The sequence below is a fragment of the Clostridium algoriphilum genome, from assembly GCF_020443705.1.
Taxonomy (GTDB): domain Bacteria; phylum Bacillota; class Clostridia; order Clostridiales; family Clostridiaceae; genus Clostridium_AD; species Clostridium_AD algoriphilum.
Map to the genome: position 1 here is coordinate 155,018 of NZ_JAIZZK010000005.1, position 22,609 is coordinate 177,626.

General features: G+C 30.2%; 21 protein-coding genes. 19 read left to right on the plus strand and 2 right to left on the minus strand.

Annotated features, from left to right (window positions below; translation table 11 throughout):
* Window positions 1-24 precede the first annotated feature (24 nt).
* The 8 genes from epsC to LGK95_RS06760 all read left to right on the plus strand — a co-directional run bounded on the left by epsC (window position 25) and on the right by LGK95_RS06760 (window position 7,074).
* Window positions 25-609 carry a serine O-acetyltransferase EpsC gene (gene epsC, locus LGK95_RS06725; RefSeq protein ID WP_226123479.1) on the plus strand — a complete coding sequence of 195 codons (585 nt, stop codon included), beginning with the start codon at window positions 25-27 and terminating at the stop codon, window positions 607-609.
* Between the two features lie 14 nt (window positions 610-623).
* Entirely contained in the window at window positions 624-1,616 is a 993-nt protein-coding gene (gene queG / locus LGK95_RS06730; protein ID WP_226123481.1) for a tRNA epoxyqueuosine(34) reductase QueG, read from the plus strand.
* 38 nt (window positions 1,617-1,654) lie between these two features.
* Window positions 1,655-2,362 (plus strand): lysophospholipid acyltransferase family protein, encoded by a 708-nt coding sequence (locus LGK95_RS06735; protein ID WP_226123483.1) that lies wholly within the window; start codon window positions 1,655-1,657, stop codon window positions 2,360-2,362.
* A gap of 143 nt (window positions 2,363-2,505) precedes the next feature.
* Window positions 2,506-3,141 (plus strand): endonuclease III, encoded by a 636-nt coding sequence (gene nth, locus LGK95_RS06740; RefSeq protein WP_226123485.1) that lies wholly within the window; start codon window positions 2,506-2,508, stop codon window positions 3,139-3,141.
* Between the two features lie 90 nt (window positions 3,142-3,231).
* Window positions 3,232-3,822, plus strand: a complete 591-nt coding sequence (locus tag LGK95_RS06745; protein WP_226123487.1) for a DUF1836 domain-containing protein — start codon at window positions 3,232-3,234, stop codon at window positions 3,820-3,822.
* 33 nt (window positions 3,823-3,855) lie between these two features.
* Window positions 3,856-5,082, plus strand: coding sequence for a peptidase T (gene pepT, locus LGK95_RS06750; RefSeq protein WP_226123489.1), 1,227 nt, complete (start codon window positions 3,856-3,858; stop codon window positions 5,080-5,082).
* A gap of 345 nt (window positions 5,083-5,427) precedes the next feature.
* Window positions 5,428-6,744, plus strand: coding sequence for a S1C family serine protease (locus LGK95_RS06755; protein WP_226123491.1), 1,317 nt, complete (start codon window positions 5,428-5,430; stop codon window positions 6,742-6,744).
* A gap of 138 nt (window positions 6,745-6,882) precedes the next feature.
* Window positions 6,883-7,074, plus strand: coding sequence for a hypothetical protein (locus tag LGK95_RS06760; protein ID WP_226123492.1), 192 nt, complete (start codon window positions 6,883-6,885; stop codon window positions 7,072-7,074).
* Window positions 7,075-7,195: 121 nt separating this feature from the next.
* Here the strand turns inward: LGK95_RS06760 and LGK95_RS06765 are convergent, their stop codons facing one another.
* Complete coding sequence (locus LGK95_RS06765) at window positions 7,196-9,187, minus strand: fructose-1,6-bisphosphatase (protein WP_226123494.1); 1,992 nt, start codon at window positions 9,185-9,187, stop codon at window positions 7,196-7,198.
* Window positions 9,188-9,655: 468 nt separating this feature from the next.
* Here LGK95_RS06765 and LGK95_RS06770 point away from each other — a divergent pair, with 468 nt between their 5' ends.
* From LGK95_RS06770 to LGK95_RS06780, 3 genes are all read left to right on the plus strand, one after another.
* Complete coding sequence (locus LGK95_RS06770; RefSeq protein ID WP_226123496.1) at window positions 9,656-10,672, plus strand: MarR family winged helix-turn-helix transcriptional regulator; 1,017 nt, start codon at window positions 9,656-9,658, stop codon at window positions 10,670-10,672.
* A 206-nt stretch (window positions 10,673-10,878) separates the two neighbouring features.
* Window positions 10,879-11,448, plus strand: coding sequence for a LemA family protein (locus tag LGK95_RS06775; RefSeq protein WP_226123497.1), 570 nt, complete (start codon window positions 10,879-10,881; stop codon window positions 11,446-11,448).
* A 94-nt stretch (window positions 11,449-11,542) separates the two neighbouring features.
* A complete protein-coding gene (locus LGK95_RS06780) occupies window positions 11,543-12,343 on the plus strand; it encodes a TPM domain-containing protein (RefSeq protein ID WP_226123518.1) in 801 nt (266 codons plus the stop codon).
* 72 nt (window positions 12,344-12,415) lie between these two features.
* Here the strand turns inward: LGK95_RS06780 and LGK95_RS06785 are convergent, their stop codons facing one another.
* Complete coding sequence (locus LGK95_RS06785) at window positions 12,416-13,027, minus strand: DUF4230 domain-containing protein (RefSeq protein WP_226123499.1); 612 nt, start codon at window positions 13,025-13,027, stop codon at window positions 12,416-12,418.
* 257 nt (window positions 13,028-13,284) lie between these two features.
* Between LGK95_RS06785 and LGK95_RS06790 the strand changes: the two genes are divergently transcribed.
* The 8 genes from LGK95_RS06790 to LGK95_RS06825 all read left to right on the plus strand — a co-directional run.
* Window positions 13,285-15,060, plus strand: coding sequence for a proton-conducting transporter transmembrane domain-containing protein (locus LGK95_RS06790; protein WP_226123500.1), 1,776 nt, complete (start codon window positions 13,285-13,287; stop codon window positions 15,058-15,060).
* A gap of 12 nt (window positions 15,061-15,072) precedes the next feature.
* Complete coding sequence (locus LGK95_RS06795; RefSeq protein ID WP_226123501.1) at window positions 15,073-16,002, plus strand: respiratory chain complex I subunit 1 family protein; 930 nt, start codon at window positions 15,073-15,075, stop codon at window positions 16,000-16,002.
* 11 nt (window positions 16,003-16,013) lie between these two features.
* Window positions 16,014-16,625: a hydrogenase gene (locus LGK95_RS06800; protein ID WP_226123502.1), complete on the plus strand. Its 612-nt coding sequence runs from the start codon at window positions 16,014-16,016 to the stop codon at window positions 16,623-16,625.
* Window positions 16,626-16,636: 11 nt separating this feature from the next.
* Window positions 16,637-18,097, plus strand: coding sequence for a proton-conducting transporter transmembrane domain-containing protein (locus LGK95_RS06805; protein ID WP_226123503.1), 1,461 nt, complete (start codon window positions 16,637-16,639; stop codon window positions 18,095-18,097).
* An 11-nt stretch (window positions 18,098-18,108) separates the two neighbouring features.
* Window positions 18,109-19,545, plus strand: a complete 1,437-nt coding sequence (locus LGK95_RS06810) for a hydrogenase large subunit (protein ID WP_226123504.1) — start codon at window positions 18,109-18,111, stop codon at window positions 19,543-19,545.
* Window positions 19,546-19,556: 11 nt separating this feature from the next.
* Window positions 19,557-20,279: an NADH-quinone oxidoreductase subunit NuoB gene (gene nuoB / locus LGK95_RS06815; protein WP_226123505.1), complete on the plus strand. Its 723-nt coding sequence runs from the start codon at window positions 19,557-19,559 to the stop codon at window positions 20,277-20,279.
* A gap of 248 nt (window positions 20,280-20,527) precedes the next feature.
* Window positions 20,528-22,147, plus strand: coding sequence for an alpha-glucan family phosphorylase (glgP, locus tag LGK95_RS06820; protein ID WP_264174491.1), 1,620 nt, complete (start codon window positions 20,528-20,530; stop codon window positions 22,145-22,147).
* A 135-nt stretch (window positions 22,148-22,282) separates the two neighbouring features.
* Window positions 22,283-22,609, plus strand: a 327-nt coding sequence (locus LGK95_RS06825; protein WP_226123507.1) for a transposase, incomplete at its 3' end; no start/stop codon positions are given.

Consider the following 22,609-nt stretch of genomic DNA (forward strand, 5'->3'; position numbering starts at 1 on the left):
AAATCTATAGGAGGGAATTTTCATATGTTTAAAATGTTAAAATATGATATTAATAATATAGTAGAAAAAGATCCGGCAGCTAAAAATTGGATTGAAGTTATATTATTATATCCTTGTATTCATGCTATAATTATATATAGAACAGCACATTTCCTATATAATCATAAAAGATTTTTTTTAGCTAGAGCTATATCGCAATCAGCTAGGTTTTTTACTGGAATAGAAATTCATCCAGGGGCTGTAATAGGAAAAGGATTGTTTATAGATCATGGGACAGGAGTAGTTATTGGAGAGACCACAGAAATTGGAGATAATGTAACATTGTATCAAGGCGTTACGCTAGGTGGAACAGGCAAAGATATAGGTAAAAGGCATCCTACTTTAGGCAATGATGTTATAGTAGGAGCTGGTGCAAAAATATTAGGTCCTATTAAAATAGGAACAGGTAGTAAAATTGGTGCTAATGCTGTAGTCTTAAAAAATGTATTACCAAAGGCTACTGCTGTAGGAATACCCGCTAGAGTTATTTTTGTGAATGCTCTGACAATAATTGAAGTTAAGGACTATGCAGGTAATACTAAAAGAATATATAATGATATGGTAATATAAAAGGGACTGACAATATGAGTAATAAAGAAGAAATAATAGAGTTTTGTAAAGAAAATGGTTTAGACGTAATAGGATTTAGCGAATGTAGGACTTTTCATGAGCTAAGTCCTTATTTTAATAAAAGAAAGAAACTCGGACTAGAGAATGAGTTTGAGGAGTCAATTGTAGATAAGAGAATAAATCCATTTTTATATATGCTAGGCGGAAAAACTATAATCTCTATAGCGTTTCCCTATCTATATGATACAGATCAAAATCAAGATACATATTTTTCGAAATATACGCTAGGAAGAGATTATCATATTGTTGCGATTAAATATATGGAGAATATCTGTAAATTTATAGAAGGTATGGGCGCAAAGGCCATAAGCCTCGTGGATAGCAATGCACTACCAGAGAGGTATATCGCCAGCCTTTCCGGGGTGGGGTTCATAGGAAAAAACAACACTTTAATAACACAAAAGTATGGATCATATGTGTTCTTAGGAGAAATAATAACAGATCTAGTAATAGAGCCTGACAAGCCTCTAAAACAGACATGCGGTAACTGTGAGATATGTTTAGAAGCATGTCCTACAAAATCAATAGTAAGTGGGGAATTGGGGATAAATAACAATGCTAATATATGTTTATCCTATATAACTCAGAAAAAAAATATAGAGGACTCTTGGTTTGATAAATTGGATGGCAGAATATTTGGATGTGATACTTGTCAAAGCAGATGTCCTTGCAATCAAAACATTGAATTTAGTCTTATTAAAGAGTTTAAACCTTATAAATATATGGAAAAAGTTGATTTAAAAGTTTTAATGAATATTGATAATCAGTTATTTAAAGAAAAGTATAAAATAACTTCTTGTGGGTGGAGAGGTAAAAATATTATTAAAAGGAATGCAATAATTAGTGCAATTTATATGGAAAAAAATAGAAATATAAGCGGAGAGAAGGATACATCACCTTATATAAGAGATTATTATTATAGACTTTTAAGGCTTTTCAAATTATAATAACTGTATAGTTACTTTTTATGAAAGGTGGAATTTAGATGCTTTCGCAAACGATGTTAAGAATAATAGAACTTTTGCCAGATAGAATTGTATCATTTATAGCAAATAAGTTAATAGATTCATACATTGATAAGTATGCAAACATTAAAACTCACGGTATGGAGACAATAAAGGACATAAAGTCTCCCATAATTTTTATATGCAATCATTTAAGCAATGCAGATGGAATAGTTATGAATAAATTATTAAAGGACAACAATGTAACCTTTGTTGCTGGTGTAAAGCTAACAGATAATAAGCTTACTAAATTAGGCTTTTTTGTTGCAAAAACTATACAATTAAAACCTAATTCTGCAGATAAAGAAGCGATATCTAAAATCGTTAGTACCCTAAAACAAGGCAATAATATTATGATTTTTCCTGAAGGGACGAGAAGTAGAAACGGAAAAATGATAGAGGGCAAAAGGGGCCTTATACTAATGGCCAAATTATCAAAGGCAACAATTGTTCCAATGAGTATTTGGGGGACAGAAAAGTTATTGCCAATTAATGATAGTGACATGGCATCAGAAAAATTTAATTATGCAGATGTACACATTAATATTGGTGAGCCTATCACCCTTGCAAGCAAAAGTCAAGATGAAGATAAAAATGAGTATTATGATAGAGTTATGAATGAAATAATGTGTAGTATAGCTGTGATGCTTCCAGAGCAATATAGAGGAGTATACTCCAACTGCAAGTGATTAAAATATACGTTGTTGCCTCATATATGAGGTTAGCAGCGTATTTTTATTAATTGTTAAAGTGTAAGATTATATTTATATATAATGTGGTAAGATAATCTGAAGAAGAAGATGATGTAATAAGTATAAAGTAGGTGATTTACATGAATAAAAAAACAATTAAAGAAGTAATTGAAATTCTTAATGAAACGTATGAGGGAGTAAAGTGCGGTTTGGATTTTACAACTCATTATGAGCTTTTAGTATCAACCATACTATCAGCACAATGTACAGATGTCAGGGTGAATATTATTGCAAAACAGTTGTACAAGGAATATAATACACCACAATCTATGATTACTTTATCAGTTTCAGAACTTGGAGAAAAAATCAAAAGTTGTGGATTTTATAATAATAAGAGCAAAAATATTTTAGGTGCTACAAAGCTTATATTAGAAAAACATGAAGGCAAAGTACCAAATACTATGGAAGAATTAATAGAGTTACCGGGAGTTGGGAGAAAAACTGCAAATGTCGTTTTATCTAATGCTTTTGGAATTCCTGCGATAGCTGTAGATACCCATGTTTTTAGAGTATCTAAGAGAATTGGACTTGCGTCGGGGAAAAATGTTGAAATAGTAGAACAGGAGCTTATGAAAAATATTCCTAAAAAAATGTGGAGTGATGCACATCATTTTATTATATGGCATGGAAGAAAAATATGCAAAGCTAGGAAACCTAACTGTGAGATATGTCCTGTAGCACCTTATTGTGAATATTTAAATGGAAAACATAAGTAATTATAAGGATGAGATTTATCTTCAGTATTAATAAGTGTAGCCATAGATTACTGGTAATTAATGCTATATAATGGAGGTGAGGTGGAATAAATGAATTATAACAAGGAAAGTCTAAATAAACTGGTTGAAGAAATTACAGGATCAAAAGATATAAGCATAGTAGAAATACCATGCGTGGATTTATATATGGACCAAGTTACAACTTTTTTTAATGAGAAGCTTGGAAGCCTTAAAAGGAATGAAGACGATAAGATCCTTACAAAAACTATGATTAATAATTACACTAAAGGTAAAGTTTTGATGCCAGCAAAAAATAAGAAATATACTAATGAACATATTATTCTGCTGACGCTTATCTACAATATGAAACAGACGATATCGATTAATGATATTAATACAATATTTGATCCTATAATTGATTTAAAAGCTCTAAAAAGTATAAGAATTCCGTTAGAAGATTTATATAATAACTTTTTAGATATAAAAGAAGTTCAAAATAAAGAGTTTGCACGTGATATAAATAAAGACACCGAATATATAAAAGAGAAAATTGATGAAATGGGAAAAGAAGATGGAGAGTTGATAGAATTAATATTAATGGTTTTGTTACTTATAAATAAAGCTAATTTGCAAAAAAGAATGGCAGAAAAATTAATTGATAGTTTTCTTAAGAAAGAATAGAGATTGTATTGTAAATCATAAGGAGATGAGTTTATGTCAAAAGTTGTAGAAAAATTTTTAAAATATATAAGTTATGATACTAAATCTAATGAGGAATCAACTACTGTACCAAGTACAAATGGTCAAATGATACTTGCGAGTGAGTTAGTTAGTGAACTAAAAGGAATGGGATTAAAACAGGTAAGTGTAGATGACAATGGATATGTAATGGCTACAATACCGTCGAATGTAGATAAGGATATACCTATTATAGGATTTATAGCACATATGGATACCGCTCCTGATATGTCAGGCAAAAATGTTAAAGCTAAATTTGTTAAAAATTACGATGGAGAAGATATAATATTAAATAAAGAAAATAATATAATATTATCGCCAAAGGATTTTCCAGAATTAAAAAATTACTTAGGAAAAACTCTTATTACCACAGATGGAACTACGTTACTTGGAGCTGATGATAAGGCCGGGGTATCAGAGATAATGGCTGCCGTAGAATATTTAATGCAAAACCCAAGTGCTTTGCATGGCACTATTCGTATTGGATTTACACCGGATGAGGAAGTAGGTCGCGGTGCTGATATTTTTGACGTAAAGAAATTTAGTGCAGATTTTGCATACACTATAGACGGAGGAACTATCGGTGAATTAGAATATGAAAATTTTAATGCTGCGGGAGTAAAGATTTGTGTACATGGAAGAAATGTACATCCAGGTTCAGCAAAAGGAAAAATGATTCATTCTGCACTTATAGCAAATGAATTCGTAAATTTAATGCCACAAAACGAGACGCCGGCTACTACAGAAGGGTACGAAGGGTTTTACCATTTAATTAGCATTAATGGTGAAGTTGAGGAAACAAAACTCCAATATATTATAAGAGATTTTAATAGTGAAAGTTATGCAAATAGGAAATCATTTATAAATAATGTCGCACTTAAGCTAAATGATAAATATGGTAATGGAACAGTTGAAATAGAAATTAAGGATCAATATTTTAATATGAAAGAAAAAATAGAACCAGTTAAACATATTGTTGATACGGCTTTTTTAGCTATGAAGGAAGTAGGGATAAATCCTATTATGGTACCTATTAGAGGTGGTACAGATGGTGCAAGGCTTTCCTTCATGGGACTTCCAACTCCAAATATATTTGCAGGTGGACATAATTTTCATGGTAAATATGAATTTATACCTACGTTTGCTATGGAAAAGGCTGTTGAAGTAATACTTAAAATAATCGAGTTATATGCTACTAAATAAGATATACTATCTAGCTTAGAAGTAGTAAGTTAATAATTCTTAATAAATATAAAATTACTCTTGCTATAAATATAGAAAGAGTAATTTTATTTTAAAGTATAGATTTTAGAAATGGAATAGCCGATGTTAAGTTGTTTTATAGGAGCAAATAAAAAATCATTAAAAGGTTATTAAAGGTTTGTTAACAATTATGTTACCAAATTGTAACATAAAAGTCTTAAAATATAATCAAAGAAAAAATATTGTTTGAAATATAAATAAGAATATAGATTAATATTTTATTGTAACAAAATATTAGAGAATTACCTATATCTGCTCACAGATATAAACAGGGAGGAAAATAGTATGGACGAAGATAGTAATGGAACCAATACAACGAATGGAAACATAGATGAGAGTAATGACTCAATTGGTAAAGATAATAACGAGGGAAACGGAAATACTATGATAAATCAGTCTAATGATGAGTATAAAGAAAAACCAAATCAAACAAAGGATTTTATATTAGAAAGTGACAATTACAATAATAAAAATAATAAGGAAGTTAAAAAAAACAAAGGTGGTATGAGAAAGAGAATACTATCATACATATTTATCGGTGTAATCTGCTCTACACTAGGTGGTATAGGTTCAGCCATTGTAACAATAAAGATAATGAATAATATGAGTACTACAGCCGTTCCTAAAGTGGCTAGTACAAAAATCTCTAATAATACGAGTTCAAATATTATAAATACTAAAAGTACTCAAGATTTAAGTGTACCTGAAATCGTGAAAAAAGTAAGTTCTTCAGTAGTTGCAATTTCTACCAAAAGTTCTAGTGAAAGTAGCGACTTTAGTGGAAAGACTTCAGAGCAAGAAGGGGTAGGAACTGGCATAATTTTCAATGTAAGTGGATATATTTTAACAAATTATCATGTTATAAGTGGTGCCCAGAACGTTAAAGTTACACTTAGTAATGGAAAAGAAGTTTCTGCAAAAGTAATTAATTATGATGCTGCAGCTGATGTAGCGGTAATTAAATTGCCCGATGGAACTAAAGTTCCAGGTGTGGCTGAATTCGGAGATTCAGACATGCTTCAGGTAGGAGAATCGGTAGTCGCAATAGGAAATCCGCTAGGAAAAGAATTTTTGGGATCTGTTACTACAGGAGTTGTGAGTGCAGTTAATAGGCAAATAAGTATTGAGAATAAGAACCTAAAATTTATTCAAACAGATGCAGCTATTAATCCGGGTAATAGTGGTGGACCTCTTGTAAATTCTAAGGGGCAAGTTATAGGTATAAACACTGCTAAAATAGGTCAGGAAGGGGTAGAGGGATTGGGATTTTCAATACCAATTAATACAGTAAACCCTAAGATGGATGCTTTAATCAAACCAATTCTTAACATAGGAATTTCTTGTAGGAATATAACTCAAGATATTTCTAAGGAGTATAATATCCCAGTGGGAGTATATATATCGCAAATTCAAGACTTTAGTGCAGCAGAAAAATCTGGGATAAGATCTGCGGATATAATTACTAAATTTGATGGTAAAAAGATTAAAACTGTAGAGGAAATAAATAAGATTAAAGCTACACATAAAGCTGGTGATGTAATCAAAATAGAATTGGTTAGAAGTGGAAAGACAATAAAAATAAATTTAACACTTTCTATATAAATTAAATTAGTGATTGTATAAAAAGAAACTAGGAACTATGTAATTCCTAGTTTCTTTTTAATTATTAATGAATTATAAAATATTAAATACATAAAAAAATATGGTTGTGGGAAAATACTAATGAAGGAGTGATGAAAAATGGAAATGAATACTAGAGACACAATAATGAAGAAATTATTAGATGCGCAAGAGAATACTAGAGATTATCAATCATTTGCAAGGGAGGTATCAGAAGAAGAAGTAAGCAATACGTTTAGGGAATTTGCAGAACAATCGGCAATGCAAGCTCAGAAGTTGCAACAATTGTTAAACATACAAGATGGAAAATAGTAATCATAGGTAAAACAACTACTCATAACCCATATTATGTTGTAGTTCACATACCTTAATAAGCTTAAAGCCACTTGTCCATTAATGGGCGAGTGGCTTTAAATTTAAGAATTATAAAATGTTATCGTTGTTCTTTTATAAGTCCTTTCCTATAGGCTATAAGGAGCAACTCTAGATCTTTGATTTGATCTTTGATTTCAGCACCTACATCTGTATCTATTACTCGAATACGATTTGTGGATTTTTCTAGAACTATAGTGGAAGAAATAATATCCTTACCTTCATCAATAGCCTTTTGTGTTGATTCAAAAGGTGCATGGGATGCCAAAAGTAATCCATAAGAATTATATATAAGCGTAAATCCTGCTATGCCCGTTTCTGGCTGGTAAGCCTTAGAAAAACCACCATCAATAACTAAAAGCTTGCCATTAGCTTTTATAGGACTCTCACCTTGTTTGGTCTTTACGGGAACATGACCATTTATAATGTGTGAATCAGTTGTACTTAATCCAAATTCAGATAATATATTATTGCACACCGTTTCGTCATCCCTATATTTATAGTAAGGATTTTTAATTTCTTTATGAGAAGTTTTATCATCTATGAAATACCTTTCAAAGGTAGCCATTTTATCTTTACCAAATAAAGGAGAATTACAGCCACACCATAAATACCATATGTGATCTAGTGCATAAAGCTTAGATTCAGAACCTGCTTTTCCGAAGTAAGCTTCTCTTGCTAAGCGTTCAGTTCTATCTATATATGATTTTCCACTGTAAACTATGTTATCTATTTTCATTTTTTTAAAACTACCATCTTCGCTTAGTGATACACAACCATGGTAAAGCAAGTTAGAGTTATATTTTGAATACATGCTACCCTTAGTATACAAAAAACGTATATGTTCTTGAAGCTTGTCACTATTTAAGAAGGAAGATTTAAGTCTTTCGATAAGTTCTCTTTCATCTTGAGTTAATTTATAGGGATCCTTAGGGTCAATAGTTGGGAAATTAGTATCATTTAGTTTATAGACTTTTCCATCAACATTAATGGTACCGTTTTCAAAATTTATTTTGCTAAGAAGTAGTCTGGATTGCATTTCATAATGAGGACGTCTTTTTATAATTTCACCTTCTAGTTTAAATTGAATTATAGATATAGCTTTATGCATTCGAGACATTAAAGTAAGGTCTTTTTCTCTATAATTATTTTCAGGAAAAACTTTAGGTTTAAAGGATTTACATGGGTCATCATTATAAAAATCTAGAGCAAAGGTTGCAAGTGGCAATAAGTTAATACCATAACCGTCCTCAATGGTATCTAAATTTGCATACCTGGTTGAAATACGAAGAACATTGGCGATGCAACTCTCACAACCAGCCGCTGCGCCCATCCAGAGTATATCATGGTTACCCCACTGTATATCGATAGAGTGGTAGTGTATAAGTGTATCTAAGATTATATGGGCTCCCGGTCCTCTATCAAAAATATCGCCTATTATATGAAGTCTGTCTATAGTAAGTCGTTGGATTAGGTTTGAGATAGCAATTATAAATTCTTTAGCTCGTCCAATTTTAATTATGGTTTCAATTATTCCATTATAATATTCTTGTTTATTAAAGGTACTCTGCTGTTCATGAAGTAATTCCTCAATAATGTACGAAAAATCTGCAGGTAGTGCTTTCCTTACTTTAGATCTAGTATATTTAGAGGAAACAATTCTACAAAATTCAATAAGTTTATAGAGAGTAATCTTGTACCAATCTTCTATGTCTTCTTCTTCTTTAAGTGAGATCTCTAATTTTTGTTCAGGATAATAGATAATTGTTGCTAGTTCTTTTTTTTCACACTCTCTAAGTGAATTGCCGAAAATATCGTTAATCTTTCTTTTAATTACGCCAGAGGCATTCCTAAGTACATGAGAAAAAGATTCATATTCTCCATGAATATCTGATAGAAAATGCTCAGTTCCTTTAGGTAGATTTAAAATAGCCTGTAAATTTATAATTTCTGTACAAGCATCAGGAATCGTGGGATACTTGCTAGCTAGTAATTTAAGATATCTCAAATCTTCTTCTAAAGTATCAATAGATGTATCACTAGAAAATATCATTTTTGACTCTCCTTTACAATTACAATAATTTTATTGGTATAGCCTACTTACTTTGAAGGATATACTTAACATTATAATACATTATAGGGTATTGTAATACTAAAACCAAATTTTTTTTATTTTAATTATACAATGGTTTACAAATCATATCAAATGTATAACATTTAAGCAAATATCTAATTAATAATATGAGAGATACGAGGGTGATATTAACAAACTAAATATGGTTTATGACTAATGTTTGTATATAAAATCAGGCAAAATTATATGATTCAAATAACGAAAGTACACTGGCTAATGCCAGTGTACTTTTTAATACTCCTAGTTAATTATAGAATTAATATGATTACATAACTCAATATATTCCTGTTGATTTGATATTATATTTTTGTTACAATGTTTTATGATATAAAAGCACATGAAAATAATAATTGATATAAATGCTATTGGCATATAAGGGGATATTTTATGAAGCGAAACGAGTATTTGTTTAATATACATTCGTTATACAATGAAGCAAGATATGCTTTTTTGAAAATTGAGTCTAATTACGCAAGGACGGTGGAGGAGTCAGGTATAACGTTGCCACAGCTTAGAATTCTTTGGATAATTAAAGTGTTTCCAGGGATATCACTAAGTAACGTTGCAAGGATAGGATGCTGGAGTTCTCCAACTGTCAGCAATATGATTAAAATTTTAATGAATAAAAAATTAGTATTTAAAGAAGAAACTATTAATAAAAAAGTATATAAATTTCAACTAACAGAAAAGGGTAATTGGTTTATTAATATAAATAAACAAAATAAGAAGAAAAAAATTTATCTATTTGACTTGATAGGATTATATTCTCATAAAGAACTGGATTTTATAATTAATATATTTACTCAGATTATAATAAAAGAAAAGAAAGAGTTTATTTTTGAATATATTGAAAGACTTAATGAAATGAATTTGAAAATTGATTTAGGGGGTTATGATACAAATACAGTCGGTATTATAAAAAAGACAATTGCGTTATATAATCTTTTAAGAACATTCATATTAACTATTAAAAGCAATCACTGCGGACCGCTTAAGGAATTTAATATAACCTATGCTCAACTTAGAGCTTTATGGATAATTGCAGCATTTCCAGGTGTTACATCCAGCGAATTAAGTGAAATTAGCTTTTGGTCACCATCTACAGTTCATGTAATAGTAAAAAATTTAAATAGTAAGTATTATATCCATAAAGAAAAAGCCTTAGTAAAAAATGCCCATTACTTAGATATATCAGAAGCAGGTGAATCATTAATAATAAAAGATTATATAAAAAATCAAAAGAATTTATTGATATTTGAGGAATTAGAAGATATAAGTTCTAAAGATATTTTAAAATTTAATCGTCTTTTAATTAGAATGAATAATAGATTAGGAAATTATAAAACTGAAGAATATGTAAATAAATCTTTTGCGATTATTGAGAGTAAGGCGCTTGTAAATTAAATGGTTAATAAAATATTTATAAGTATATAATGCATTAAAAAATATTTTTGAAATTATACATAATTTTAAAGAATTATTAGCAAATTAGTATAGTACCCTTAATAAATTCATAAATTATAATATGAGTTAAGTTTAAGTTAATAATTACTTGCATTTAATAGTCAATAATTATTAAATACTCTATGAAATAGAAAGGTGGTATAGAAATGAATAGAACGTTAAGAACGGTTGCAATAGTTGTAGCAATATTTCTAGTAATAACAATGCCTATCATTGGAGGCTACAACAAAATCGTAAGTTTAGATCAAAAAGTAAAAGTGACAGAAGGAAACATAGATACACAATTGCAAAGAAGGTCCGATTTAATTCCTAATTTAGTCCAGACAGTTAAGGGTTATGCTTCTCAGGAAAAGGACATTTTTATAAAAGTAGCTGAAGCTAGGGCTAAGCTTGCAGGAGCAAAAACGGTACCAGACAAAGCTCAAGCAGATAGCGAACTTGGAAGTGCGGTTTCAAGGCTTTTAGTAATAGTAGAAAAGTATCCAGATTTAAAATCTAGTCAGAATTTTAGGGATTTAACAGTAGCTCTAGAAGGGACAGAAAATAGAATAGGCATATCAAGGCAGGATTATAATAAAAGTGTTGATAATTATAACACTACAATTAAAAAGTTCCCTACTTCAATCATTGCAGGAATTTTTAATTTTGATGACAAGCCTTATTATAAAGCCAGTGAAGCAGCTAAAGTAGTACCAAAAGTTGACTTTACTAAGTAGGAGATAGAATATGAAGACTTTTTTAATTAAATTAATTAGGAACATTCATAATTTGCGAACCAATACGCCTATATCTACGTATATAAAGATAAAAATGAAGTTAAGAGTTATTTTTGTACTTTTAATAAGTATACTTTTTCTGAGTCAGATAACAGGTATGAATTTGGTGAATGCAGAGCCAAAATTTCCGAAAGCTACAGAATTAAAATATGTTAATGATTATGCTAAGGTAATAGACAATAATTCTGCACAGTATATTTTATCAGTAGGCAGGGAATTAGAAGCTAAAACAGGTGCTGAGGCTACTGTTGTAGTTGTAGATTCTCTGCAGGGAGAAACTATAGAGACCTATGCTAATGGCATTTTTAGAAGTTGGGGTATAGGCCAAAAAGATAAAAACAATGGGTTATTAATTTTATTGTCAATGAAAGAAAAGCAGTGGAGAGTAGAGGTAGGTACAGGGCTAGAAGGCGCTGTTACTGATATATATTCTGCAAGAGTTATGAACGAGCTTGCAGTTCCCAAATTTAAGCAAGGAAAGTATGGCGAGGGATTTAAGGCTGCATATTCAACCCTTGCCGATAATATAGCTAAAGAATATAATGTTAAATTAGAAAAGAACGTTAATGTACAACAAATAAATCAAAATGAAAAAGGTTCTAATATGCCCAATAAAGGTAGTGGAATATTATTTATAGGGTTTATTGGATTAGTTATTCTTGATTTTATTTTTAATAGGGGAAGAATAACTAAATTTATTCTGACATTGCTATTTTGGAGTTCAATTGGTAGACGTGGTGGAGGAAATGGTGGAGGTTTCGGAGGTTCTGGAGGTGGATCTGGAGGCTTTGGTGGTGGGTCATCAAGTGGTGGAGGATCTTCTGGAGGCTTCTAATATAATATATGTTCAAAACATTAATCTTAAAACTTATTTTTTATATAAGTTTTAAGATTATTTTTTTATTAGTTATTTAAAAATTATTTTAATATTTTCAAAACCCATATTTAATAAAATACCTTCCAAAAGTGCTTTGGCGGTAGCATTGGCTCCATCTAGAAATCCTGTTTTTAGTAAATTAGCTTCAACCCTACTTTTTTCCTTGGTTAATTCATTTATCATATCTTTCATGCTTAGTTTATTAAACATTGAGGACTTTTCATCATAAACAAATAAATCTTCAGTATTTATTGAATTATCAAGAATTTTAGCTTTTTTCAAATTTACAATAATACTTTTTTTATTAACAAGAACAGTTATATCTTTTAGATCTACCCCAGCTTTTATATATCCACTATATTTTACTAAGAATGATTTTTCAGTAAATGGAATAGAATAGTCTTCAAATTTTCTAGTGTTTTTTACAGCTAATATATTAGAGTAATTATATTTTACTGTGGATAACTCGGAAATTTTCGACAGTTTTTCAACAATCATAGTAGAATTTATAACTTTATCATTATTAATATTGTGTAACATGAAATAAATCATTATTACCCAAATTGATAAGCTTAGAAAAGCAATTAAGAAAATAAGCTTCTTTATGTGTTTTATAGGTTTACACTCTAAATGTGAATGCATATTAAAACAACTCCTCACAATATTGAACCGCATAAAATTAAAGGGAAAAATGTATAGTAATGGACTGCGGTTAGTGCCATTTTAATTAATAATTTAGCTGAATTTGATGGATAAAAGTAAATTACACGCGCAACAGCTAAAATTTGACACGAACAATCAATTAAAATTAGTTGTTAACATACGCAAAGTAAGTTATAATTAGGTGTCACATTTCAACATTCGAATGATAACTAAATTTAACTAGGAGTTGATAACACGTGTTACCATTAATTAATTTTCAAAATGATTGGCTTTCGACATACTTCGTATTCATTATAATTTTAATATTTATACCTGTGGCAATTTATACAAAGGGCTACATAATGGAATATAAGAAACATTATTCGTCAAATTATATGGTGGCTTTAATAGTCTTGTTTGTAGCTTCAATGATAGGGGTTGTTGTTTCTGACAATTCAATAAGTTTTCTTGTGTTTTGGGAACTTATGTCTATATCATCGTTTTTCCTAGTGATTTATGAATATATGCATAAGGGAAATTTAAAAGCTGGAATATTTTATTTCGTAATGACACACGTAAGTGGACTATTTTTAATGATGATGTTTGCGTTCTTGTATAAATATACTGGTAGTTTTGATTTTAGAGAAATTGTCAAAGTTTCTATGGATTTTTCATCAAACCAAAAGTACATTATATTTATACTTGCATTATTTGGGTTTGGGGCGAAGATGGGTATAGTTCCACTTCATGCATGGCTTCCCAAGGCTCATCCAACAGCACCATCTAATGTTTCTGCTCTGATGTCAGGGGTAATGTTAAAAGTTGCTTTATATGGCTTTATTAGAGTAATATTTATGTTCCTTCAAAACACACCACTAAATTGTGGAGTGATAGTACTTATAGTTGGAACTATTACTGCAATATTTTCAATTCTAAATGCTTTATTACAAAACAACATAAAAAAGCTATTAGCATATTCTAGTGCAGAAAACATAGGACTTATTTTCGCTGCGCTTGGAATAGCAATGATACTCATCAATTATGATTTGAAAATGCTAGCTTCGTTAGCTTTGACGGCAGCTTTACTTCATTGCCTTAATCATGCAATTTTCAAAAGTCTTCTGTTTCTAAATGCTGGAAGTGTATTGTATGCTACCGGTACTAAAAATATGAATGAACTTGGTGGACTACATCAAAAAATGAGATTTACTGCAATTTGTACATTTATTGGAACCTGTGCTATTTCAGCAGTACCACCTTTTAATGGCTTCGCAAGTGAAATACTTATACTTAGAAGTTTTATTGAAGCGATAACTAAAGTAAGCAATATCTGGGTTATAATATTAATCTTTAGTTGTGGTGTTATTGTAGCATTAACAAGTGGAGCGGCCTTTTATGCTACTGTTAAATCTTTCGGTATCACTTTTCTTGGAAAACCAAGAACTAATAAAGCAGTACATGTAAAACAAATTCCATTATCTATGAATATTGGGCAGGGAGTACTTGCTATGCTTACTATAGTTACCGGAGTATTTTCACCATATATAATAAACAAAATATCTTACTTTACCAATAGTATGTTAGGAATTAGTGGAAAAAGTCCTAGTTTTAAAAATGAAACTGAGATAATAGTATTCACTGTAATATTACTTTGTATTACATTTATAGTATATATGTTCAATAAACTAAATTCATTAAACAAAAAACAAGAAATTAATGATACTTGGGCTTGTGGTTATAAAAGCGATGAACCTTATATACAGTATACTGGAAATGGATTTGTTCAGCCTGCCGCAAAAATTTTTGGAACAATCTCAAATTACAACAAAAAAGTTAGTTATAAACAAAGTATACATATAAGTCAAACTACTAGTGATGTAGTGGAAGATTATTTATATAAAACAAGTTTAAAAGCAGTTAATTATTTGACAACAAAAATATTAGAGATTAACTATGGGAAAATTCAATTGCATATTTTATATATCTTCATATCGCTAATAATTGCACTTGTTTTAGTTTTAAAATTTGTGTAGGGAGGAATTCATTTGAAATATAACTTAATTTATTTTATTCAAAGCCTATTGATTGTAGTTTTATCACCATTATTTATAGGAATATTAAAAAAGATGAAGGCTACACTTAGAGGATATAGGGGTTCATCTGTTGTGCAACCATATTATGACTTAAGCAAACTATTAAAAAAAGGAAGAATAATATCAAATAGAAGTTCTTTTATAACAACTATTGGTCCAATAGTTATACTCGCAAGCACCATAACAACAGCATTTTTTATTCCTGTCTTTTATACAAGCATGAGGCCAAGTATTGGAAACTTATTTATTCTTATGTTTGCGTTTGGAATAGTAAAAATGTTTACTGTATTAATAGGACTTGATAGTTCAAGTACATTTGGTGGTATGGGATCAAGTCGTGAATCGTTCATTTCAATGATGGTAGAACCTCTAATATTCTTTTTGTTGATATTTTTATATATTGAAACAAATGATTTCAATATTTTTCATATTTCATTTATAAATAGTAAAATTGTACACTATGATACTGCACATCTAATAACAATGGTAACATTTGTTATTGCTATACTTGCTGAAAATGCTAGAATACCTTTCGATAATCCCGAAACGCATTTAGAGTTAACGATGATGCATGAAGCTATGATTTTGGACTTATCGGGTAGCGATTTAGCATACGTTGAACTATCTTCATATATTAAGTTGCTCGTATACTTAATCGTCTTAATTAATTGTTTTATTCCTATTGGAATTGCAACAACATTTACTTTATCAGCATTGCTAATAGGTTTTGTAACATTTATATTCAAGCTTTTATTTTGTTTACTAGGAATTGCTATAATAGAAACAACTTTTGCAAAATCTAGGTTATTTAGAGGAGCAGAACTGTTTCCAGCTATGATATCTCTAGGCATTGTAGCAATTACTTTAATCTATGTTTTATAAGGAGAAGGATTATGATACAGGCTTTACTTACAATTATATTAATATCTAGCATTTTTATGTCTGGAGTTAGACGAATAAAACTAATTACAGCAGGATTTATATTTCAGTCAGCAGCTATTGGATTAATAGTCTTAAAGCTCGGGTATGAGACAGGAAAAGTGGATTATTATATTTTGGGATTTCTAACAATAGTAACAAAAGTTATTATAATACCACTAATAATTAATAAATCTGTAAAGAAATTAAAGATAAATAGGGAAATGGAACTAATAGTGAATGCATTTGTTTCTTATATTATAACTGGAATAGGGATTATGATAGCCTTTGGGATTTTAAACAAAAGCCAGGATAATTTTATAAAGACTGGAATTGCTCTATTTATTATAGGCGTTTTACTAATGGTCGCAAGAAAAAAAGCTATTACACAAATGATAGGATTCCTAATATTTGAAAATGGTATTGTACTCTTTGAAACATCATTATCCAAGATGTCTCTTGTAATTGAGGCGGGGATAGTTTTTGAAGGATTAATGCTTGCTCTTATTATGGGAATAATGATTTTTCATATAAATAGAACTTTTGATTCAATGAACACAGACTTTTTTGAAAATCTAAAAGAATAGTTGGTGAAATAATGTATATTACAGTACTTTGTATTTTGTTCTTAATTTTAATAATAACACCCTTAATATTTAAAAATATAAAAACTACAGGAATATTTACAATACTTGGATCTGTTTTTATTTTATGTATTGTACTCAAAATTATTACGCTTGTTTCTGGAGGGTATTCTCTTCATTATTTTAATGAATTCTTTTATATTGATAGTTTAAGTATTGTGCAGCTTTTGATTATAGCGTGTATAAATATAATCGTGAGCATTTACTCTTACAGATATATTCAAGATGAAATAAACGAGAAAATAATTACTCTTAAGAGAGGTAAATTTTATTATTTTTTATTTAACTTCTTTGTGTTTTTTATGATGTTTATTGCACTAACCAACAATATTGTAGCAATGTGGATTGGACTTGAAGGAACAACCCTTACAACTGCGTTTTTAATTGGATTTAACATTAATAAAAATTCGCTAGAGTCCGCTTGGAAGTATGTTATTATTTGTTCAATTGGTATAGGTATAGGTTTAATTGGTATACTTATTTTTGTTAATGCTTATAGCAATCAAGATACGGACCAGATATTAAAATGGTCTCACCTTGTAAATAACCCAAATCCACAAAGCACTTATGCAATTAAAATAGCTTTTACATTAATATTTGTAGGACTTGGTACAAAAGCAGGTCTTGCACCTATGCATACGTGGCTACCAGATGCTCATAGTGAAGCACCATCGCCAGTCAGCGCAATGATGTCAGGGGTACTATTGAATCTTGCACTGTATGTCATCTTAAGGTTCTATATTATAACGAAACATATACCGGGACTTCAAAATACCAAATGGTTGTTCATTGTTTTTGGATGTGTGTCTCTTATAATTTCATCTTTTAGTATTCTAAGACAACTTAACTATAAAAGATTACTTGCGTTTTCATCGGTTGAAAACATGGGTATTATAGCATTAGGACTTGGAATTGGAAGTAAAATTGCTGTTTTTGGTGCAATTCTACATTCATTAGTACATGCTTTTGGAAAGTCTATGTTGTTTTTAACTGCTGGAAATATACTAAATGCATACAAAACAAAAAGAATAGATAAAATAAATGCTCTAATAAAAACTATGCCAATAAATGCTGTATTTCTTATTTTGGGTATGCTTGTTATTACTGGAGCACCACCATTTCCAGCGTTCTTTAGTGAGTATTATATAATTGTAGGAACTGTTGAAAGTGGTAATTACGTTGTTACTGCACTGTATACCTTTTGTTTGTTATTGGTTTTTGCAGGATTTTTGCGGGTCTTTATTAAGATAGTTTTCAATACTGAACCTGGCGTTAAATATGTTAAAATGGAAGAGGATAAAAAGAATACATTGCCACTCGCTTTATGTTTCGTTTCAATTATTATTATAAGTTTATTTATGAATGGTTATTTGTCTAATATGATAAATAATGCAGTTTTAATTATTTGTGATTAGGAAGTGAAAATATGAAAATAACAGATACTATAAACAGTCTACAAGAATTAAATTTTGATTTAAAATATGAAGTTAAAAATAACAACGAGTTATACGTTAGAATAAATGATGACCAAATCAGAAAGATTGTGCTTATTTGTGTTGACTTGTATAAATTTAATTATATTTGTGAATTTTCTGTTGGTGGGAAAGAAACAACAATTAATTGTGTGTTTTCAAACAGTAAACAGGGCTATTATGTAATATGCAGTTATGTTACAGAGAAAAAGCCAATAGATCTTAGTAATATAATTTATCAAAACAGACTATTTCAAAGAGAAATTAATAAAGATTTTGATTATAAGATTAAGGAGGTTTCAGGTACTGGTGCTTATCAAGTTGCAGTAGGACCTGTGCATGCAGGAATAATCGAACCTGGACATTTTAGGTTTAGTGTTATGGGAGAGCCTATAGAAAACCTTGAGATAAGGCTTAGGTACAAATACAGGGGGATAGAAAAGATTTGTGAAGATATAGATGCAAATTCTTTAAATCTTATGTTTGAGAGGGTTTCAGGAGAATCAAGTGTTGCTTATGGGGAAGTATATGCAATACTTATAGAAAAACTTTTAGATGCACGAGTTAGTAAAGAAATTAAGGCTTTTAGAGTTGTTCTTTTAGAGCTTGAGCGAATGTATAACTATTTGGATGATTTAGGTGGGATAGCTAATGATATAGGTTATAGTTATGTAGCTAAAAAATTCGGATATTTTTCAGAAGTTATACATCAACTATGCGAAAGGATAAGTGGTAGTAGATATATGAGAAATGCCATAGTTCCGCTTGGAATAAATATAGATTTTAACGAAGATAAAAAGAATGACATTTTGAAAACACTAAAAAGTATTAAAACTAGGGTAATTAGCATAATTAAAATGAGCATAAATTCAGTTTCGTTTTTAGATAGGGTAGAAGATGCGGGAATGGTAAGCCACTCTATGGCTAAAAAATTATGTTTGACTGGTGTGGTAGCAAGGGCTTGTGATTTAAAATATGATGTTAGAGTAAAGTTCCCATACGAGATATATAATGAGATAAAAAAAGATATAAACATAGAAACAAAAGGTGGAGTTTTTGAAAGATACAAGTTAAAAGCTCGCGAGCTTAAGGATGCTTTTAATTTTGTAGAAAAAGCACTGACTTATATAAAGACTGATATTAAAAGAGACAAACAAGAATTTTGTTTAAAAGAGGGATTAGAGGCAATAACTTCAGTTGAAACAGTAAAGGGAGAATTGGTAGTCTATGGACTAACAGGAGAAAATAATAAGTTTGATAGAATTTACTTTAAAACTCCTTCCTTTACTAATTGGACAGGTATGAGTGAAGCAGTTCTTGGAGAGATAATTCCGGATTTTCCTCTTATTAATAAAAGCTTCAATATGTCGTATTCTGAGAATGATAGGTAGGGAGTATTAAAATGAACAATATATTTGATAGAGTAAAATATGGAACAGAAACAATAAAAGATCCGCTTAAAAACAATGAGTTTTCCTACGGAAGAATAATTGCCAAAGAAAATGTATGTAATAATTGTGGTAAATGTGTAAGTGTATGTGCTATGAATGCTATAAAAATAAATACTATTAAAAACGCTGAGCATCTAGTAACTATAGACAACAAAAAATGTATGTATTGTAGAAATTGTGTTAACGTTTGTCCAAGTTCTGTTTTAAAGATGACATCTGATTATAAAATGGCTGAACTAGAACTTGCAGGTGATAAACTTAGGGAAAAAATATATAAGACTTTTAAGAGGTCGCTTGTACTAAGAGTAATAGATACAGGTTCTTGTAATGCTTGCATGTCAGAACTTAACGCACTTCAAAATACTTTTTATGATATTTCAAGATTTGGAATTAATGTAGCTGCATCTCCTAGACATGCAGATGGACTAGTGGTAACCGGCATAGTTACAAAAAATATGAAAGAAGCACTTGAGAAGACTTATCATGCGATGCCTGATCCTAAAATAGTTATAGCTGTTGGTAGTTGTGCTTATAATGGTGGAATGTTTAAAGATGGTGATGGTGTTTATGATGTATTAAATAATATACTACCTGTAGATATGGTAATCCCAGGATGTCCTCCTTCGCCACAGGCAATTATATTTGGTCTTTTAAAAATAATGGATAAAATTTAAAAACAGATAAAAAATGATGTAGTTTTAATTTAGAGAGTTCGGTACTAGCAGTAAGTGTTTACTTTTTCATTAGTAAACACTTGCTGCTAGTATTTTTTTGATTTTTTTTACATAAATTAATGTTATTACCTAGTAAATTATGTATAATAGCTAGGAAGGTAAAATTATTGTGAAGTAAAAAATTAAATTCGCAAGGGATTATATCTATTTCTTGTTTTATATTAACAAGGAATATAGGAGGGGATCTATTGGACATTAACAATCTTCCAAGAGTTGCTTATTTTTGTATGGAGTATGGATTAAACTCAGATTTTAAAACCTATGCAGGTGGACTTGGAATACTTGCAGGTGATCATTTAAAAGGAGCTAAAGATTTAAACCTACCTCTTGTGGGAATAGGGCTTAAATGGAAACAAGGATATACTGAACAATTTATAGATGAAAATGGAGAAGTATATGATACATATCATAATTATCATTATGACTTTTTAAAGGATACAGGTGTAAAGGTAACAGTTAAGATTAGAAATATAAATGTAACCTGTAAGGTTTGGAAACTAGATGAATTTGGGAATAATACAATATACCTTTTAGATACTGATATACCAGAGAATGGTGATAGCTGGATAACAGGACAATTATATGGTTGGTTCGGAGAAGAAAGAATCGCTCAAGAAATAGTATTAGGTATAGGCGGAGTAAAGGCTTTAAGAGCTTTAGAAATTCCAATCGACGTATATCATTTCAATGAGGGACATGCAGTACTTGCTGCCACTGAGCTTATAAAAGAAAAAATGCAATCAGGTTATAGCTTTGAGCAGTCATGGGTTAAAACTAGGGATGAAGTAGTATTTACAACGCATACTCCAATAGTTGAAGGTAATGAATCTCATGATATTGATAAATTAGAGTACATGGGAGCATTTAATACATTAACGAGGAATCAAATGATTAGATTTGGTGGAGAGCCATTTAACATGACGATAGCAGGGCTTAGACTTTCAAGAAAGGCAAATGCTGTAGCACATCTACACATGAAAACTGCAAATAAAATGTGGAAAACCGTTGCTGGAAGGTCTGAGATTATTGCTATAACTAATGGAATTCATAAACCAACTTGGGTTGATGATCGTATCACTAAGTCTTACGAGAATAATTGCGATCTATGGGAGACTCATATAAATATTAAAAAAGAATTAATACAGTTTGTTAAAGAAAGAACAGGAACTTTGCTAAGTCCAGATAAGTTACTGATAGGATTCTCAAGAAGAGCTGCACCTTATAAGAGAAGTGATTTAATATTTACAAGCGAAGAGATTATATCACCGCTACTTAAAAGTGGAAAAGTTCAAATCGTGTTTTCAGGAAAAGCTCATCCTCTTGATGATACAGGAAAAGAAATAGTAGCAAAACTCATAAGAATGATGAAGAAGTATCCTAGTAGTGTAGTATTCCTGGAGAATTATGATATGAATATTGGAAGAATGCTAACTAGAGGTTCAGATATATGGTTAAACAATCCCAGAAGACCACTTGAGGCTAGCGGAACTTCAGGGATGAAAGCTGCAATGAATGGCGTACTTAACTGTTCAATTTTAGATGGATGGTGGCCAGAGGCTTGCATTGACGGTGTAAATGGGTGGCAGTTTGGAGATGGGGTAGGGCTTGATGATTTGCCAGAAATTGAATTAGACAAACATGATACGCGCGCTCTTTATGATACATTAATAAATAGAGTTATGACTACCTATTACGATCATAGAGAAAAGTGGGTAGAAATGATGAAAGCAAGTATAAAAACTACAAGCTATGAATTTTCAGTTGAGAGAATGCTAGATGAATATTATAATAAGATGTATATAAAATAAAACATAAAAAAACAACTTCAAACCTAGGTCTGAAGTGGGCCTGTAAATAATTTTGTGTAAACAGAATATAATGTACTCTTTCTTGGCAATAATTGAGATAAGTGATTATCAAAGATTGTAAGGAGGAGTATTTTTATGTCAAACATTTCAAAAGAAATTTTAAGGGATTATATTAATGAGCAGAAGTTTACAAGTCCAGATGAGGTTTTAATAGCTATGAAGAGTATGTTTAGAGACGTTCTTCAGGAAACACTAGAGGCTGAAATGGATTCGCAACTTGGATATGACAAGTATGATATATCCGAAAAACAAACTCCAAACAGTAGAAATGGTTACTCTAAAAAGACTGTCAAATCCGAACTTGGAGCAATAGATCTTAATATACCACGAGATAGAAATGGAGAATTTGAACCTAAAATATTGCCTAAGTATCAAAGAAATATAAATGGTATCGAAGATAAA